General features: G+C 61.3%; 15 protein-coding genes. 10 read left to right on the forward strand and 5 right to left on the reverse strand.

What is annotated here, in order from left to right; genetic code table 11:
• The first annotated feature begins 213 nt into the window (after positions 1–213).
• Positions 214–972 carry a cytochrome b/b6 domain-containing protein gene (locus tag CDPAHKCJ_RS00395; RefSeq protein WP_166017875.1) on the forward strand — a complete coding sequence of 253 codons (759 nt, stop codon included), beginning with the start codon at positions 214–216 and terminating at the stop codon, positions 970–972.
• 101 nt (positions 973–1,073) lie between these two features.
• Here the strand turns inward: CDPAHKCJ_RS00395 and CDPAHKCJ_RS00400 are convergent, their stop codons facing one another.
• The 4 genes from CDPAHKCJ_RS00400 to CDPAHKCJ_RS00415 all read right to left on the reverse strand — a co-directional run bounded on the left by CDPAHKCJ_RS00400 (position 1,074) and on the right by CDPAHKCJ_RS00415 (position 3,299).
• Entirely contained in the window at positions 1,074–1,583 is a 510-nt protein-coding gene (locus CDPAHKCJ_RS00400; protein ID WP_166017877.1) for a cytochrome c, read from the reverse strand.
• A gap of 245 nt (positions 1,584–1,828) precedes the next feature.
• Positions 1,829–2,236: a DUF2069 domain-containing protein gene (locus tag CDPAHKCJ_RS00405; protein ID WP_166017879.1), complete on the reverse strand. Its 408-nt coding sequence runs from the start codon at positions 2,234–2,236 to the stop codon at positions 1,829–1,831.
• A complete protein-coding gene (gene wrbA, locus CDPAHKCJ_RS00410; RefSeq protein ID WP_166017881.1) occupies positions 2,237–2,869 on the reverse strand; it encodes an NAD(P)H:quinone oxidoreductase in 633 nt (210 codons plus the stop codon). It abuts the gene before it with no gap.
• A 70-nt stretch (positions 2,870–2,939) separates the two neighbouring features.
• Positions 2,940–3,299, reverse strand: a complete 360-nt coding sequence (locus CDPAHKCJ_RS00415; protein WP_166017883.1) for an arsenate reductase family protein — start codon at positions 3,297–3,299, stop codon at positions 2,940–2,942.
• 105 nt (positions 3,300–3,404) lie between these two features.
• On the opposite strand from CDPAHKCJ_RS00415, the gene CDPAHKCJ_RS00420 reads away from it, so the two are divergent.
• From CDPAHKCJ_RS00420 to smrA, 6 genes are all read left to right on the forward strand, one after another.
• Positions 3,405–4,688, forward strand: a complete 1,284-nt coding sequence (locus tag CDPAHKCJ_RS00420) for a YihY family inner membrane protein (protein ID WP_166017885.1) — start codon at positions 3,405–3,407, stop codon at positions 4,686–4,688.
• Positions 4,689–5,257: 569 nt separating this feature from the next.
• Positions 5,258–6,391 carry a spermidine/putrescine ABC transporter ATP-binding protein PotA gene (potA, locus tag CDPAHKCJ_RS00425; protein WP_166017887.1) on the forward strand — a complete coding sequence of 378 codons (1,134 nt, stop codon included), beginning with the start codon at positions 5,258–5,260 and terminating at the stop codon, positions 6,389–6,391.
• Positions 6,388–7,269 (forward strand): spermidine/putrescine ABC transporter permease PotB, encoded by an 882-nt coding sequence (gene potB / locus CDPAHKCJ_RS00430; RefSeq protein WP_166017889.1) that lies wholly within the window; start codon positions 6,388–6,390, stop codon positions 7,267–7,269. The genes potA and potB overlap by 4 nt, the downstream gene beginning before the upstream one ends.
• Positions 7,266–8,048 carry a spermidine/putrescine ABC transporter permease PotC gene (potC, locus tag CDPAHKCJ_RS00435; protein ID WP_043333579.1) on the forward strand — a complete coding sequence of 261 codons (783 nt, stop codon included), beginning with the start codon at positions 7,266–7,268 and terminating at the stop codon, positions 8,046–8,048. The genes potB and potC overlap by 4 nt, the downstream gene beginning before the upstream one ends.
• Position 8,049: 1 nt before the next feature.
• The gene (locus CDPAHKCJ_RS00440; RefSeq protein ID WP_205700745.1) at positions 8,050–9,126 is read left to right on the forward strand and encodes an extracellular solute-binding protein; all 1,077 of its coding nucleotides are present in this window, start codon (positions 8,050–8,052) and stop codon (positions 9,124–9,126) included.
• Between the two features lie 155 nt (positions 9,127–9,281).
• Positions 9,282–9,923 carry a DNA endonuclease SmrA gene (gene smrA, locus CDPAHKCJ_RS00445; RefSeq protein ID WP_240916588.1) on the forward strand — a complete coding sequence of 214 codons (642 nt, stop codon included), beginning with the start codon at positions 9,282–9,284 and terminating at the stop codon, positions 9,921–9,923.
• Positions 9,924–10,055: 132 nt separating this feature from the next.
• On the opposite strand, the gene CDPAHKCJ_RS00450 is transcribed toward smrA, so the two are convergent.
• Positions 10,056–10,613 (reverse strand): hypothetical protein, encoded by a 558-nt coding sequence (locus tag CDPAHKCJ_RS00450; protein ID WP_166017891.1) that lies wholly within the window; start codon positions 10,611–10,613, stop codon positions 10,056–10,058.
• Positions 10,614–10,880: 267 nt separating this feature from the next.
• Here CDPAHKCJ_RS00450 and betT point away from each other — a divergent pair, with 267 nt between their 5' ends.
• The 3 genes from betT to CDPAHKCJ_RS00465 all read left to right on the forward strand — a co-directional run bounded on the left by betT (position 10,881) and on the right by CDPAHKCJ_RS00465 (position 17,390).
• Positions 10,881–12,908, forward strand: coding sequence for a choline BCCT transporter BetT (betT, locus tag CDPAHKCJ_RS00455; RefSeq protein ID WP_166017893.1), 2,028 nt, complete (start codon positions 10,881–10,883; stop codon positions 12,906–12,908).
• A 458-nt stretch (positions 12,909–13,366) separates the two neighbouring features.
• Positions 13,367–15,100, forward strand: a complete 1,734-nt coding sequence (locus CDPAHKCJ_RS00460) for a BCCT family transporter (protein WP_166017895.1) — start codon at positions 13,367–13,369, stop codon at positions 15,098–15,100.
• Positions 15,101–15,734: 634 nt separating this feature from the next.
• Positions 15,735–17,390 (forward strand): AMP-binding protein, encoded by a 1,656-nt coding sequence (locus CDPAHKCJ_RS00465; protein WP_166017897.1) that lies wholly within the window; start codon positions 15,735–15,737, stop codon positions 17,388–17,390.
• The last annotated feature ends 169 nt before the right edge of the window (positions 17,391–17,559 follow it).

The following is a 17,559-nucleotide window of genomic DNA, read 5'->3' on the forward strand; positions in this document are numbered from 1 at the left end:
GATGCTGCCAAGGTGGCAGCTGGCAGTGGAAAGTGCTGAATCAGCGCTTCATTGCTGATATTTCACATGCCTCATGGCGCCGCGGTGGAGTGATTTGCCGTGATCCGCCAGGCCATGGCCTTCTATACTGGCCTGTAACCGCGTATTGGCTGCCCATCGCTGTCTGTGGCGTGTCGTGCCATCCAGGGTTCATTCGCTGAGGGAGTCATCAGGATGAGTTCGAACCTATCTCGCAAGTCCTCGTCCGATACGTTGCTTCCCGTTGAGGGCGGGCCTTCATCGCTGCGCAGTGTCGAGGTCTGGGGGCTGGCCATCCGGCTGTTTCACCTGTTGCTGATTCTGGCGATCATCGGCATGTGGTACACCGCCGAGGTGGGCGCAGGGCTCGATTTTCCGATGGTCTGGCATGCACGACTGGGATATTGCGTCATCGGTTTGGTGGTATTTCGCGTCATCTGGGGGCTGGTGGGCACCGGGAATGCTCGCTTCAGCCGCTTCCTGGCGTCACCGCGCACGACCTGGCGTTACGCCGGTGACTTTCTGGCGGGACGCGCGCCACGTCATGCAGGCCATAACCCTCTGGGTGGCTGGATGACGCTGGCCATGTTGCTGGTGCTGGCAATTCAGGGATCGAGCGGGCTGTTTCTGACCGATGATCTGCTGTTCGAAGGGCCCCTGCATGACCGGGTCTCAGCGAGTGTCGCCGAGGGGCTGGCCTGGGTGCATCACACCAATATCACGCTGCTGTGGGGGCTGATCGCCCTGCATCTGATGGCCATCGTCTGGCACGGGCTGCGCGGTGAGTGGCTGATCTGGGCGATGGTGCATGGCCGCAAGCATTTCAGGCGCAATCAATCGGTGGCAGGCGAGAACGCGCCAGCGCCACCTTCACGCCCCCGCAAGTGGCTCGCGCTGGGATTGGCGATCGGCATTGCCATTGTGGTCATCTGGCAGGGGGCTCAGTTGCCGTAAGCTCTGCTCACTCCTGCTCTCGCCCTCAAGCATGCCAATACACACAAGCGCCGCCATGAGCAATCTCATGGCGGCGCTTGTGTCTGGTGGAGCTTTGGCTATCAGTCAGCGCGATACTGCTGATGACAGCCCTTGCAGGTCTTGGCTGTCTCGACGAACTGGCTGCGCAGGGCGTCAAGGTCCTGATTGGCGGCGGCGTCGGCCAATGCCCGGCTCTGGGTCATCAGTGCCTCTGCACGCTTGTCGAAGCCTGCACGGTCGGTCTCTATCTTGCTCAGCGCATCGGTATCACCGTCGTAGGAGCCGGCGATGAATCCCTCCCAAGGCATCTGAGCCAACAGCGCCAGTCGCTCGGCGCGAGTGCGAAACTCCTCGGCATCATAATCCTGCTTGCCCTTGGCCATCGCGCCCATCGGGCTGAACTGCCATGCCAGCGTCTGGAAGACAGCCTGGCGATACTGGATGGCATCCTCCGTCTTGTCAGCCAGGGCCGCTGGTGACGCCAACAGGCTGGAAAGCACCACGCCAGCCGCCAGCATGCCAGTGGTCAGGGAGCTGCGCGATACGCCCGCAGGACGGTGAAGAGACAAGTGTGTGGTCAGGCCGATCATGTCAAAGCCTCGCTGTGATCAACTCGCAAACACCGTCACATCATAGGCGGCTCGCGATGGTTGAGGGGACTTGCAGGAAAAGGGGCGGGTAGCGCTGGGGTTGCGGCAAGTCGCCGTGGGCAAACCGATACCCGCCAATCTCGTCGGCAATACTCGTTGGCTATTTTAGTCGCCTATTCCAGTCGCCTATTTTAGTGGATCAGGGCGCGACGAGAAGGGCGGGCAATGGAGAGATCAAGGCTTGATCAGGCCTGCGGTTGGCGCTTGAGATTGCGTGAGCGGAATCGGGCGTAAGCCATGCTGGAAATGAACAGCCCCAGCGCCGCCAGCGCCTCAAGTACACCGATGACGGCGTGGCCAGGCACACCGGCCAGCATCACGCCTTGCATGATGTAGAGCAGGCTGACGAACGCCAGCCAGACATGACCTCGTGCCCGGCGGGTGATGATGGCGGGCAGAAACAATGCGATGGGTAGCAGGCGGATCAGCAGCGGCAGCAGGCCATTGTCCTCGCTCTGCGCCATCAGCTGAATACCGCCGATCAGCAGCAGCAGGGCGACGGCCGCGAAACTTGCGATCACACCGCGACGGCTCTTGGCCTCGAGCGTATCGAGACCCTGCTCACGTTCCAGTCGTTCAAGCCAGGCGCGCATCTAATTCGTCTCCCTGAGAGGTTGCATGGCCAGGGCCAGGCGAGCGATACGCTTGCCTTGCGCCAGTGCCAGGCGCTGTTCGTTGTCATCGACATCGTTGTCGCCACGCTTGCCGCTGACGTGGGTCGTACCGTAGGGCGTGCCGCCCTGGGTGGTCTCGAGCAACTCGGTGGCGCTGTAGGGCACACCGGCATACACCATGCCATGATGCAGCAGCGGGATCAGCATGGTGATCAGCGTGGTTTCCTGACCGCCATGCAGAGAGCTTGAGGCACTGAAGGCGGTGGCAGGCTTGTCGATCAAGGCGCCGTTCATCCACAGCTCACTGGTGGAGTCCAGGAAGTACTTGAGCGGCGCCGCCATGTTGCCGAAGCGAGTCGGGCTGCCCAGGGCGAGGCCCGAACAGTGACGCAGGTCGTCCAGCTCGACATACATGGCCCCGCTGTCGGGGATTTCCGGCGCGGTCTGTTCGCAGGTGGCCGAGATCTCGGGCACTCGGCGCAGGCGCGCCTCGACACCGCTGATGGACTCGATACCGGCGGCAATCTGCTCGGCCAGGGTACGGGTCGCACCGTGTCGCGAGTAATAGAGGACGAGGACGTATGGCGTCGCGTCGGGGGGCGTTGCGGACATGAGCTTCCTCAAATGGATGACAATCTATCGAAAGGGGCAAGCAGGGGGCTTGCGTGAGCACACTCTGTCATCAGGCGTCGCTCAACAGCACCAGCACATCTTCGGGCGGGCGGCCGATGACAGCACGCTTGCCATCATCGAGAATCGGTCGCTGCATCAATTTTGGCGTTGCGGCAATCGCGTCAAGGCGTTGCGCATCGCTGGGGTCTACCAGACCCAGTGTCTTCCACTCGGCTTCGTTCTCGCGGGTCAGAGCCCGCGCCCCGCCTTCCACTCGGGCTGCCAGGGCCTCGAGCTGCTCACGATCGAGGGGATCTTCCAGGTAACGAACGGTCTCGAATCCATCTCCCTCAAGACGCGCGGTCAAAAGCGCCAGTGTTTCCCGTGACTTGGAGCAGCGCGGGTTATGGTAGAGTTTCAATATTGACATGACTGTCTCCGTTTCCGGACAGATGATGAGTTTCACGCAAGCGCTACTGGCCATGGCCGGCGGTGGCTAATGAATCAGGCACGCATTGTAGAGGGGCGCACAAGAATGCCACAACTGCCAGGGATCTCGCGGGTCATGCCCGCCATCGGCGTCATCCTCAAGCTGGTATCACGTTTCAACTATCACGACGGCAAGAAGACCGCGTCGGCGCTGACCTATACGACGCTGTTCGCCATCGTGCCACTGATGACGGTCATCTACGCGATGTTTGCCGTCATTCCGAGTTTCGACGGGGTGGGCGATCAACTGCAGTCGACGGTGTTCTCCCAGTTTCTGCCTTCGACCGGCGCCACGGTGCTCGAGTATCTCAACGAGTTCTCCGGTCAGGCACGCAATCTGACCTCGGTCGGTCTGATCTTCCTGTTCGTGACCTCGGTGATGATGATGATCACCATCGAAGGTGCCTTCAATGCCATCTGGCAGGTGCCGGAAGGGCGCAAGGGACTGTCGAGCTTCCTGATGTACTGGGCCGTTCTGACGCTGGGGCCGCTGATGCTGGGCTCGGGCTTCTTGCTGTCATCCTTCTTGACCTCGCTGTCCTTCTTCGACTCGGCCGCCGAGATGCTGGGCGGCAAGGCTCTTCTGCTTCGTCTGTTGCCGCCGCTGTTGAGCGCCGCGGCCTTCACCTTCATCTATGCCGCGGTGCCCAACTGCAAGGTTCGCCTGCGTGACGCCGCGGTCGGCGCGCTGACCACGGCCCTGGCGCTGGAGCTGGCCAAGGCGGGCTTCTCGCTCTACGTGACGCACTTCCCGTCCTATCAGGCCATCTACGGCGCCTTCGCAGCCGTGCCGCTCTTCCTGCTGTGGGTGTTCCTGTCCTGGTGCATCGTGCTGCTGGGGGCAGAAGTCGCGGCCTGGATGGGTGAGCGCTCCAATGCAGACTGGCATCGCTGGCCGCCGTTCTGGCAGACCCTCGGTGCCGTGATGCTGCTCAAGGATGCCCATGAGCGCGGTGAGCCGCTGTCCGATGATCGCCTCACGGAAGTGCTGGGCAGTCGTTACCGTCGTGTCCTCAAGCCGCTGATCGCCGAGAACATCGCCAGCCAGACCCAGGATGGCCAATGGGTGCTCGGGCGTGATCTCAGTCATTACACCCTGTGGGAGATGGCGCACGCCTTGCCGTGGGAACTGCCGGCCGGCGAGGCGGGCGAAGCGCCGCACCCGCGTCTGGAACCCCTGCGTGAGGCGCTGGCGCGTGCGCGTGCCGCCGAGAAGGAACGCATGACCTGCGGTCTGGTAGAGGTGTTGCCCAGTGTCGGTGACGTGGGTGATGAGGCCGTGACTCGGGAGGAAAAAGACTCACAAGATCCGCAACTTGCGACTTCCTGAGCGGCACTGGAACGCGATTGCAAGGTGACAGTCTGATGCCGAATGGGCAGAATGCGCACCCTGTGCCGTCTGCTCACCCCGACGAGGGTTGAGGCGGATGTTGATGTCGTTGTCTCGTTAGCGAAAGCGATGACGCCTGGCTGGCACCAGTGACTGACGCCAGTGATTGAAGTCAATGCAAAGGCCCGACACCTGTTCGGGCCTTTTCCTTTGTCTCGCGCGCATCAACCGGAACCGCTCTCCTGCATGGCCGCAATTCGGCCTGCACGCTGGCGAGCCAGGGCGAGGTATGAGTAAGGCATGGGCGAGGTATCAGCAAAATAGATCAGCTGGCGCTGCTCGCCGGGCAGACACGCAAGTGAAAGGTTCGCATGCCAGACTGGCGACGGCGTCTTGCCCGCTGTGTGAAGCCATCCTTGCGCTAGCGGGAGAGGCGAGACGATGCGATAGCTGGCTGCCTGTCGGTGGCCAGGCACGACGGAATTGACGATGTGGCGTGCCAGTCCCTGGCGCGCCTGACATGCATGAGGGTGCCGTTCGCGGCGCCCGCTGGAGGTGACAACCCGCCGATGAAAAGCTCTGCTCCTGAGAAGGCCCCGCTGGTCAAGCTGCGTGGCATTTCCAAGACCTTTGGTGATCGCAAGGTGTTGGACAGCCTTGACCTGGATTTGAACGATGGTGAGTTCGTCACGCTGCTGGGCCCGTCCGGTTGCGGCAAGACCACCGTGCTGAGAATGATCGCCGGCTTCGAATCGCCGGATAGCGGCACCATCACGCTCGAGTCGACGGCCTTGCATGAGCGTCCCGCTCACCAGCGCCCGGTCAATACCGTCTTCCAGAGCTATGCGCTGTTTCCGCACATGAACCTCTATGACAACGTGGCCTTCGGTCTGCGCATGGAGAAGGTCGCCAAGACCGAGATTCACGAGCGGGTGCGCGAAGCGCTGGAGATGGTGCAGCTGGCCCATCTGTCGGACCGCCGCCCGGACCAGCTCTCCGGCGGGCAGCAGCAGCGCGTCGCGATCGCCCGCGCCGTGGTCAAGAGTCCCCGTGTCCTGCTGCTGGATGAGCCGCTGTCGGCGCTGGATTACAAGCTGCGCAAGCAGATGCAGAACGAGCTCAAGCGCCTGCAGCGTCGTCTGGGCATCACCTTCGTGTTCGTCACCCACGATCAGGAAGAGGCGCTGTCGATGTCCGATCGCGTGGTGGTGATGCGCGAAGGCGGCATCGAGCAGATCGGCACGCCGCGTGAGGTCTATGAGTCGCCGAGCACCCTGTTCGTGGCGCGCTTCGTCGGTGAGATCAACCAGCTGGCGGCGCAGGTCGTGCGCCCGGCGGCAACGGCCGGGCGTATCGAGTTGACGCTGCTCGGTCAGACGCTGGAACTCAGCAGCCATGGTCGCACCTATCAGGGCGGAGAAGCGGTGCAGGTGCTGCTGCGCCCGGAAGACATGCGACTCAAGGGCGCCGAGGACAGCGAAGGTTTCCCGGCGCGCGTCATCGAGCGCAACTACAAGGGCATGACGCTGGATACCGTGCTGGAGCTCGACAGCGGTCAGCAGTTGTTGGCCAGCGAGTTCTTTGATGAGGATGATCCGGACTTCGATTACCGCCTCGGTGAGCGCGTGCGCGTCAGCTGGGTACCGGACTGGGAGATCATCCTGCCCGATGATGCGCCGGCCGTGACGGGGGCGGGTGCATGAGTCTGGTGCGCAATCCCTTCAAGACCGCCACCCTGACCGTCATCTGGGGCTGGCTGATCGTGCTGGTGCTGGCCCCGACGTTGCTGGTGGTGCTGGTCAGTCTGATGCCGGAAAACACTGGCCAGCTACTGGGCGGAGAGCTGTCGTTGAGCACGCTGTGGCAGGGCTTTCTGACCAACTATGGCCAGATGATCAGTCCGGTGTATCTGAGCGTCTTCGGCCATTCGCTATGGATCGGCCTGATCACGACCCTGATCTGTCTGCTGCTTGGCTACCCCTTCGCGTGGATGATCTCGCGGGCCAGCCCGCGCCTGCAGCCCTTGCTGCTGCTGTTGGTGATCATTCCGTTCTGGACCAACTCGCTGATCCGCATCTATGCCCTGCGCACGCTGATCGCGACGCGCGGGCTGCTCAACGATGTGCTGATGAATCTCGGTCTGATCGATGCGCCGCTGCGCCTGCTGTACACAGAGGAGGCGGTGATCGTGGGGCTGGTCTACATGCTGCTGCCGTTCATGATTTTGCCGCTGTATGCCGTCTTCGAGCAGCTGAGCCGCCCGACGCTGGAGGCGGCCCGCGACCTGGGCGCCAATGGCCTGGCCACCTTCCGCCATATCGTGCTGCCGCTGACCATGCCGGGCATCATCGCGGGTGTGCTGCTGGTGTTCCTGCCGGCGATGGGCATGTTCTATGTCTCGGACCTGCTGGGCGGCTCGCGCCACCCGTTGATCGGCAACATCATCAAGGGCCAGTTCCTGGAGGCCAACAACTGGACCTTCGGTGCGGCGATCAGCGTGATGCTGACGCTGGTGATGGCGTTCCTGCTGCTGGCCTATTACCGCAGCGTCAAGCTCTTCAAGCGTGAGGTGACCCTATGAAGGCGAGCGCCGCGCTGCGTTGGTTCAGCCGCTGTTATCTGACGCTGATCTTCACGCTGTTGTATGTGCCGATCCTGGTGTTGATCGGCATCTCGTTCAATGACTCACGCAACCCCTTCGTGTGGGGCGGCTTCAGCCTGCGCTGGTACGACAAGCTGCTGGGCAATGGCAATCTGATGGAGGCCGCGCTCAATACGCTGTGGCTCGGGGTGACGGCGGCAACGCTGGCGACGCTGATCGGCACGCTGACGGCCACCGCGCTTTACCGCTATCGCTTCCGCGGCAAGCCACTGCTCAATGGCATGCTGTTCACGGTGATGATGATGCCCGACATCGTGATGGCGATCGCCTTCCTGGCGCTGTTCATTGCGCTGGGTATCCAGCTTGGCTATTTCTCGCTGCTGGTCTCGCACGCCACCTTCTGTCTGCCGTTCGTGGTGATCACCGTCTACTCCCGCCTGACGGGCATCAACCCGCAGTTGCTGGAAGCGGCGCGTGATCTGGGTGCCAGTGAAGCCCGCGCCGTCTGGCATGTGCTGGTACCGGCGCTGATGCCGGCGATCGCCTCCGGCTGGCTGCTGAGCTTCACCCTGTCGCTGGATGATGTGGTGATCTCGACCTTCGTCACCGGGCCGACCTTCGAGGTGCTGCCGCTGCGCATCTACTCGATGGTGCGACTGGGGCTCAAACCTGAAGTGAATGCATTGGCAACCCTGCTGTTGGGGCTGTCGCTCTGTCTGCTGTTGATTTCACAGTTGCTGCTCAAGGAGAAAAAATAACATGCAATGTATCCGTTTCCCGCTGCGTGCCGCTGGCCTGATGGCTGCCGTCAGCCTGGCTTCCGTGGCCTCATCCGCCCCCGTTCTGGCCGCGGATGACAGCGACAAGGTCCTCTACGTCTACAACTGGACCGAGTACATGCCCGATGAGGTCATCGAGCGCTTCGAAGAGCAGACCGGCATCGATGTCGTCTACTCCACCTTCGATTCCAACGAAGCGATGTACGCCAAGCTCAAGCTGCTGGATAGCGACAACAGCTATGACCTCGTCTTCCCGTCGACCTATTACATCGACAAGATGGCGCGTGAAGGCCTGCTGCAGAAGCTGGATGTCAGCAAGCTGGATCATTTCGAGGACCTCGACCCGAATCTGGTCGATCGTGACTTCGACAAGGGCAACCAGTACAGCGTGCCTTACATGTGGGGCAGCGCCGGTATCGGTTACAACCCGGACTATGTCGAAGAGGGCGCGCTGACCAGCTGGAACGATCTGTGGAACGACAAGTATCGTGACAAGTTGCTGCTCTCCAACGATATGCGCGAAGTCTTCCATGTCGCACTGGCGAGCCTCGGCTTCAGTGGCAACACCACGGACCCGGACGAGATCAAGGCGGCCTACGAGAAGCTGACCCAGCTGATGCCCAACGTGCGTGCCTTCAACTCCGACGCGGCGCGCGTGCCTTTCATGCAGGGCGAGGTCGATGCCGGTCTGATCTGGAACGGTGAGGTCTATCAGGCCAATCAGGAAGGCGTGCCGGTCGAGTATGTCTATCCCAAGGAAGGCATCATCCTGTGGATGGATACCATGGCGATTCCGTCCAATGCGCGTCACGTCGATGCGGCCTATCAGTTCATCGATTATCTGATCAGCCCGGAAGTCAGCAAGGAAATCAGCGAGTACGTGGGTTACACCACGCCGAGCCTGGCGGCCAAGAACATGATGGACCCGGAAGTGCGTGACAATCCGGTGGTCTTCCCGACTCAGCAGGATCTCGCCCGCGGCGAATTCCAGACCGATGTCGGCGATGCGCTGTCGATCTATCAGAAGTACTGGGAGCAGCTCAAGACCGGGCATTGATCCGTCCTTGAGGCGTGATGACGCAAGAAATCACGTCAGCGACTTGAGCTGAACCGACGCCCCGAGGCATGCTCTGTCTCGGGGCGTCGTCGTTTGTCGACCTTGACTGCGCGCTCCACGTAATTGACACGTCCTGGTGAAGACTGGAGGGTGCCATGTCACGTTTTTCCCCTGCAATGATGTCAGCGGCGCATGCCCGTGAGTTGAGCAGTGCCGAGGCGGATGATCTGTTCAGTCGTGAGATGCAAGGCGTTGCTCCCCTGACGCGCGGCAAGGACCGCGCCGATGTCACCGCGGCCCGCAAGGGCCCCAGCGAGGCTCAGCTGGCACGGCGTGAAGACGCGCAGAAGAACTTGGGCAATGAGCTGGACGGGCTGTCCGACAGCTACGTGGAGCATCTCTCGCCGCACGACCCGGTCGAGTTTCGCCGCGATGGCATCCAGACCGGTGTGCTGGAGCGCTTACGCCAGGGCGGCTACCCACCCGAGGCGCAGCTCAATCTGATGCGTCGTCCGCTCATCGAGTGTCGGCGTGAGATCCAGCGCTTCATTCAGGATGCCTGGCGCAACGAGTTGCGCTGCCTGCTGGTGATTCATGGCAAGGGACGTGACAGCGAATCGCATGCCGCCTTGATTCGTGCCTACCTGGTGCACTGGCTGGAGCAGATGCCTGAGGTGCAGGCCTGGAGCAGCGCCACGCCGCGCCATGGTGGGCTGGGGGCGACGCTGGTGATGTTGCGCAAGTCCCGCGCGTCGCGTGACAACAACCGCGAACGGCATCAGAAGCGACGCGGCTGATCGCTGCGAGCAGCAAGTTCCGCAAGCAGTCAAATCAGACAACAGAAACCCGACAATGGACACAACAAAGCCCCGCCAGGCCGCGATCATCGCGAACTGGCGGGGCTTTTTCATGCTCATGGCTCAAGCAGACTATTGCACGCTGTAACCGCGACCGGTGAAGCAGGCACTCAATGCGCGGCGATAGGTGTCTGCGTTGCTGGCGGTCACGGGCGGCGCGGCAGAGTTGGCTTCGGCACCGCTCTGTTGATTGGCCCAGCGATGGCACTCATAGCGATCACGCGCTTGCTGGTCTTCGCTCTGGCCCTTGGTGGGATAGGCGATGACATCGACCGCTGCGGCCGTGAGTGTCGCCTGAGCGGGGGCCTGGACGGGCAGATACTGCTGCTGGCTCTCTTCCCACAGGTAATAGGTGCCTGCCGCCAGGAAGTAAAGCGTAGCGCCTACCCAGACACCGCGTGCCCCTGCGGGCAGGCCATGACCGTGCCCCGGGCCACCCGGAGCCCAGCGGATCAGCCGGCCGGGGGCGCCATGCCCGATCACGATGTCGGGGCCTATGTAACCCGGCCCATCCAAGCGCCCATGCCCCGGGCCCGCCATGGCGGACGTGGTCGGCAGGGCACTCAACAGGGCGAGAGACAGCGCGAGCGCGCGCTGGGGGCCCTTGCCGGAATGATGATTGCGACTCATGCGATTACTCCTGTGTGACCAGCATGGCATTTGAGTGTGCCGATGACGTTGGGTGCCAGCGTGCAAGCATCAAGAAAAGAAATGGCATCCTGCGCCATGTGTGTTCCGAGAAGTTGGACGGTAGTTGGACAAGACATTGGTCATGTCAGCATTAGGTGATATTATCCGCGCGCAATCCGATCATGTTTTTTCATTATAGTGTTGTTTGCCAGCAGGGCGCCGAGACAGCTCACGGCGTCTCTCCAGGACACTCACAAGGAAATCTCCATGCGCAATACCCCTGCAGCGGGCGGTGGCGAAGCTGCCAGTGCCGAGCCGCGCACCGGCTTGTTTGCCAAGGTCAACCCGCCGGTCTTCTTCGGCGCGAATGCCATCATCCTGTTATTGGTGATCTTCACCGCGGTGTTCTCGGACACGGCCATGTCGGTGTTTGAGTCGGTCCAGCATTGGATCACCAACACCGTGAGCTGGTTCTACATCCTGTGTGTGGCCATCGTGCTGATCTCGGTGGTGTATGTCGGCTTCTCACGTCACGGCGAGATTCGTCTGGGGCCGGACCACTCACTGCCGGACTACAGCAATGTCACCTGGTTCGCGATGCTGTTCTCGGCGGGCATGGGCATCGGCCTGATGTTCTTCGGCGTGGCAGAACCCGTGATGCATTTCCTCAATCCACCGACGGGCACCCCGGAGCAGGTCGAGACCGCGCGTGAAGCGATGAAGCTGACCTTCTTCCACTGGGGGCTGCATGCCTGGTCGATCTACGCCATCGTCGCGTTGATCCTGGCCTACTTCAGCTATCGCCATGACCTGCCGTTGACGCTGCGCAGTGCCTTGTATCCTCTGATCGGCAAGCGCATCTACGGCCCCATCGGCCACGCGGTGGACATCTTCGCCATCGTCGGCACCGTCTGTGGTGTCGCCACCACGCTGGGCTACGGCGTGGCACAGGTCAATGCCGGACTCTCGCACCTGACCGGCATGCCGAACAATGACTGGACCCAGGTCGCGATCATCGTCGTGATCACCGGCCTTGCCACCATCTCGGTCGTGACCGGCCTGGACAAGGGCATTCGCATCCTGTCCGAGATCAACCTCGGCCTCGCCGTGGTGCTGTTGCTGTTCGTGCTGCTGCTCGGCCCGACGGCCTTCCTGCTCAAGGCGTTCGTCCAGAATTCCGGCTTCTACATGGCGGATATCGTCGGCAAGACCTTCGAGCTCTACGCCTACGAACCCAATGACTGGATCGGTGGCTGGACGCTGCTGTACTGGGGTTGGTGGATGTCCTGGTCTCCGTTCGTCGGCATGTTCATCGCGCGTGTCTCGCGTGGCCGTACCATCCGGGAATTCGTGATCGGCGTGCTGTTCGTGCCGGCCGGTTTCACGCTTTTGTGGATGACCATCTTCGGCAACACCGCCATCTCGATGATTCTGGAGCAGAACGTCACGGCGCTGGTCGATACCGTCAACGACAACTATTCGCTGGCTCTGTTCACCTTCCTCGAGCAGCTGCCGCTGTCGTCCATCACCTCGGTGATCGCGCTGGTGATGGTCATCGTGTTCTTCGTCACCTCGGCGGATTCCGGCTCGATGGTGGTTGACATGCTGGCCTCCGGTGGTCGTGAAGACACCCCGACCTGGCAGCGTATCTACTGGGCCTTCGCGGTGGGCATTCTGGCGATCGTGCTGATGCTGGCCGGTGGGCTGGGCGCATTGCAGACGGCCACCATCGCCACGGCCCTGCCGTTCGGGATGATCCTGCTGGCCGCGATCTTCGGGCTGCTGCGTCAGCTCAATCTCGAGTCGGTCAAGCGCCGCTCGCTGTCGGTAAATACCGCAGCCGCGACCCCGATGGGCGAGAAGGGCAACTGGCGCAAGCGTGCCCAGCATCTGATGAGCTTCCCGACGCGTGCCATGGTTCGTGGCTTCCTGCGCGGTACCGTTGCGCAGGGCATGCAGGAGCTGGCCGAAGAATTGCGCACCCAGGGGCTGGAAGTCGAAGTCACCACCAGCCGTGATCGTGTCTACTTCAATGCGCGTCATGGCGAGGAAGATGACTTCATCTACGGCGTGCGCATTCGTTCTCACCTGCGCCCGGACCTCAATCTGGACCAGGAAGACGAAGGGGATGAAGAGGATTACTGTCGTGCCGAAGTCTTCCTCAAGGAAGGCGGCCAGTCCTATGACCTGATGGGCTACAGCAAGGACCAGGTCATCAATGACCTGCTGGAGCAGTACGAGCGCCATATGCACTACCTGCACCAGCTGCGCCTGAGCCAGTCCGTCGGTCAATGATCTGAGCGGGCAGTCAGTGACGCTTCACGCGTCGTCATGACACGAAAGCCCCTTGCGGAGAGATCCGCAGGGGCTTTTGTCTGTCTGGGTAAGACAGACTGGATTAGGTGGAATGGAAAGTGCATCTGTCGAGAGACGCCGCGACCTGAAGTCTCGTTTTCTCAGCTCAGGCATTAGCTCTGCTTATCCAGACGACGTCGAGATCTTATTTGTCTCGCAAGCGGGGGCCCTCTAGCATGGATTCTTCCCACAAAGTCGTATATCGGCGGGGACCAGTTGACATGCCGTGGGGGTGTCTCCTGCCAGGGTTCTCGCCCATGACTGACCGAAGGTGAACGCGATCTGCCCGCAATGTCCCCATGACGCCTGAGGTTCTCTGAGCCCCGGTATCCTCTGTGATGAACAACGATACCGGTGTCATGAAAAACGATAATAAAAACCCGTCACGAGGTAGAAACATGCTGAAAGGAAAGGAACTGGATGCACTGATCGAGCAGCGAGGTGTCCTGAAGGGACTCAACTCGACGCTCGGTATCACTGCAATCACCATGACCGTGTTCTTCATTCTCTATGCGATTCTGTTGGGCAAGACGGCCAGCGATCAGTTTCTGGGCATCAAGTCCTGGATAGAGAGCACCCTGGGCTGGTACTACGTGCTGGTCATGTTCTCGACCTTCGTGGTCTGTCTTTACGTGATGTGTTCGCGTGTCGGCAAGATACGGCTGGGGCGTGACGATGAACGCCCCGAGTTCAGCAATTTTGCCTGGTTCTCGATGCTGTTCGGCTGTGGCACCGGCGCGGGCATGCTGTTCTTCTCGATGTCCGAGCCCATGATCCATTTCGCGAGTGACTGGAGCGGGGGCAATCCGTTTCTGAGCGCTGACATCAAGGCGGCCGTCGCCGCCTTCTTCGAGGCCAAGCAGGCAGCTCTGGCAAGTGGGCTCATGCCGGGGGACGAAGGCTTCCCGGTGCCTGACAGCCACGTCGCGGAAGCGGCCGCCGGTGGCATCAAGCTCACCGTCTTCCACTGGGGGACGATTGCCTGGGCCATGTATGCCATCGTCGGGCTGTCACTGGCCTATTTCGCCTTCCGCAAGGGGCTACCGCTCTCGATGCGCTCGGCCCTCTATCCGCTGATCGGCAACCGGATCTACGGGCCCATCGGGCATACCGTCGATATCCTGACCGTATTCGGCACCATCTTCGGCATCGCCACCACGCTCGGCCTGGGCGTCGAGCAGATCGGCTCCGGCTTGATGTCGCTGGGTCTCATCGAAGAGAAGTCGCGCATGGTGACCGTGGTCTCCATCGTGCTGATCAGTGCCATCGCCACTCTGTCAGCGACCAGCGGCGTGGCACGTGGCATCAAACTGCTTTCCACCTTCAATACCTGGGTATGTCTGGGCATCCTGGCCTACTTCCTGCTGGTGAGCGATGCCAACTATCTGATCGCGAGCTCCATCACCGCGCTCGGGGATTACCTCACCGATGCGGTCTCGATGACACTGTGGACGGCGCGCACGCCGGACGAGCGAGTGTGGCAGGGCGGATGGACCATCTTCTACTGGGGCTGGTGGATCGCCTGGGCCGGTTTCGTCGGCATGTTCATTGCCCGTATCTCGCGTGGCCGGACCATCCGTGAATTCATTCTCGGGGTGATGGTGATCCCCTCCATCGTGGCGTTGGTCTGGTTCGGCGTCATCGGCTCGGCGGGCATCTACCAGTCCCTGTACGGGGCCGACATGGGCATCTACACGGCTGCGGTCACCAACTGGGATTATGCCGGAACCCTCTACCACTCGTTCGAGGTGCTCACACCCGGCATCGCCGCAACCGTAGCCAAGGTGGCGGCGCTGGTCGTGGTGATCATCTTCTTCGTCACGTCTGCGGATTCCGGCACCCTGGTGCTGGGACGCCTGTTGGCCTTCGGTCGTCGTCCTCCGGTTCAGCAACGCATCATCTGGGGCATGATGCTGGGCGCCGTGACCTTGATCCTGCTGTTGCTGGGGGGAGATCAGGCGCTCAAGTCCCTGCAGGCTGCCTCGATCGCCGGCGCCTTGCCGTTCACCTTCGTATTGATCGCCATGATGATCGGGTTGTTGAAATCGCTGCGCGAGGACGGTGAATCGATGATCGAGAACGAAGAGCATATCCGCAAGATGATCGAGAACGAGGTCCGCGACCTCTCTTGAGTTGCCGTTTGCCAGATGTATGCGTCTGGTGTGCAAGACATGAGGCCTCTGCCCCTGGGCAGGGGCCTCGTTGTTTCTCGCTGTCGGGTGAGAAGGTGAGGTCTCGTTCATCCACGTCAGCGATTTTCCGGCTTTTATACCGGGGCTGTTTACCTTTATGGGCTCAGGGCTGTTTTCCTGCTCCAGAGCAGGCCTGCGCATGTCACCAAGGTCGCAAGGCAATATCAAACGTACGTATGTTCCAATGCTGGCAGGTCCATCGATTCCGCCAACGGCGCGCAGCATGGGTTTGCGGCTATGCTGTCGACAGTGAAGAGCCCACAGGCTGACACCCACCCGACGGAGCCCCAGCAGCGCCTCACCACGCAACTCACCACGATGCCTTACGACGTAGTCTCGCGACGACGTCTTGCAACGACGTCTACAACAACAAGGTAGCGGGGGCAGTGACGCCGAGCGCCCCACGTACTGATCAAGGAGCAACGCCATGCATGATCCCCTAGCGGCTCGATCCGATGAGTCAGGCAAGTCCACTAACGACTCCACTAATGACGTGACGACAGAACCTTCCCGCGCGGCAGATGCCTCGCCCGACGTTTCGAGTGCACACGCAACGACAGGCGACACGAGCGGCATGTCGTGCCTGCGGTCTTCCCAGGAGGTGGATTTCAGCGGCTACGACTCCCTGATGGACATGCTGGAGAAGGCCTGCTCGGCGCATGGCGAGCGTCCTGCCTTTACCTGCATGGACCGCACCATGACCTTTGCGGAGCTGGATGCCACCAGTCGCCAGCTGGCGGACTGGTTCCAGCACGAGACCGACCTCAAGCCGGGCGATCGGGTCGCCATCCAGCTACCCAATACGCTGATGTTTCCGGTGGTCGCCTTCGCCGTGCTGCGTGCAGGCCTGGTGCTGGTGAATACCAATCCGCTGTATACCGAACGTGAGATGGAGCATCAGTTCAATGACTCCGGTGCACGGGCGTTGGTGGTGCTGGCCAACATGGCGGACAAGGTCGAGCGGGTGCGGGAGCGCACTGGTCTCGAGTACGTGCTGGTCTGTGAATTGGGCGACATGCACCCGGCCTTCAAGCGGCTGCTGATCAACACCGTGGTCAAGCACGTCAAGAAACTGGTGCCGAGTTACCACCTGCCCGACGCCATCCCGCTGCGCACAGCCATCTCGCAGGGCAAGGCCGAGCGCTGGGAGCGACCGACACTGGCTCTCGATGATGTCGCTGTCCTGCAGTACACCGGCGGCACCACCGGGGTCGCCAAGGGCGCGATGCTGACTCACCGCAATCTGCTCGCCAACATGCTGCAAGGCAAGATGGCCCTCACGCAGGGCTTGGACCCAGGCCATGAAACGCTGGTGGCGCCGCTGCCGCTCTATCACATCTACGCTTTTACCATTCATCTGGCCTGCATGCTCAGTGAAGGCAATCACACCCTGTTGATCCCCAATCCGCGCGATATCCCGGGCTTCGTCAAGACGCTGCAAAAGCACGACTTCACGATGTTCGTCGGTCTCAATACGCTGTTCGTGGCGCTGTGCAACAATCCCGGCTTCCAGGCACTGGACTTCTCGAAACTCAAGATCACGACCTCAGGGGGCGTGGCGCTGACGCGCAAGGCGGCAGAAGAGTGGAAGCGGGTCACCGGCAGTGATATCTCCGAGGGCTACGGCATGACCGAGACCTCACCGATCGTGTCGTTCAACCCGCTGGATGCCATTCAGCTCGGCACCATCGGTCGGCCCATGCCCTCCACCGAGGTGCGCCTGTATGACGATGAGGGTGCGCTGGTCGCGATGGGGGAGCCGGGCGAGCTGTGCGTGAAGGGGCCGCAGGTGATGAAGGGCTACTGGCAGCGTGAGCAGGCAACGAAAGACAGCTTCACTGCCGATGGCTTCCTGCGCACCGGTGATATCGCGGTCTTCCAGGACGATGGCTATATGCGCATCGTCGATCGCAAGAAGGACATGATCATCGTCTCCGGCTTCAACGTGTATCCCAATGAGGTCGAGGACGTCATCGTGCGTCACCCGGACGTGCTTGAGGCTGCCGCCGTCTCGGTGGTGGATGAGCGAAGTGGTGAGGCGATCAAGCTGTATGTCGTGCTCAAGGACGGTGCAGAGCTCGAGGCGGACGCGCTGCGAGACTGGTCGCGCAAGGAACTGGCCAGCTACAAGGTGCCGCGTCAGGTGGTCTTCATTGACGAGCTACCCAAGACCAATGTCGGCAAGGTGCTCAGACGTGAGCTGCGCGACTCGCCGCCGGAATCTGCCTGACCTTGGCTTTGATTTCTCCCTAGGTGACAGCCTTAAGCACGGTTCGAAGAAATGAACCGTAAACGCAGACCGTCAACACAGCCCTGAAATACGGTCCTTGAAACACGAACGCCCCGCTCAATGAGCGGGGCGTTCGTGTTTCAAGAGTGGGCGCTTGTGAGAGCGCCTA

This window comes from Cobetia sp. MB87 (assembly GCF_011319755.1).
In the GTDB taxonomy this organism is placed as follows: domain Bacteria; phylum Pseudomonadota; class Gammaproteobacteria; order Pseudomonadales; family Halomonadaceae; genus Cobetia.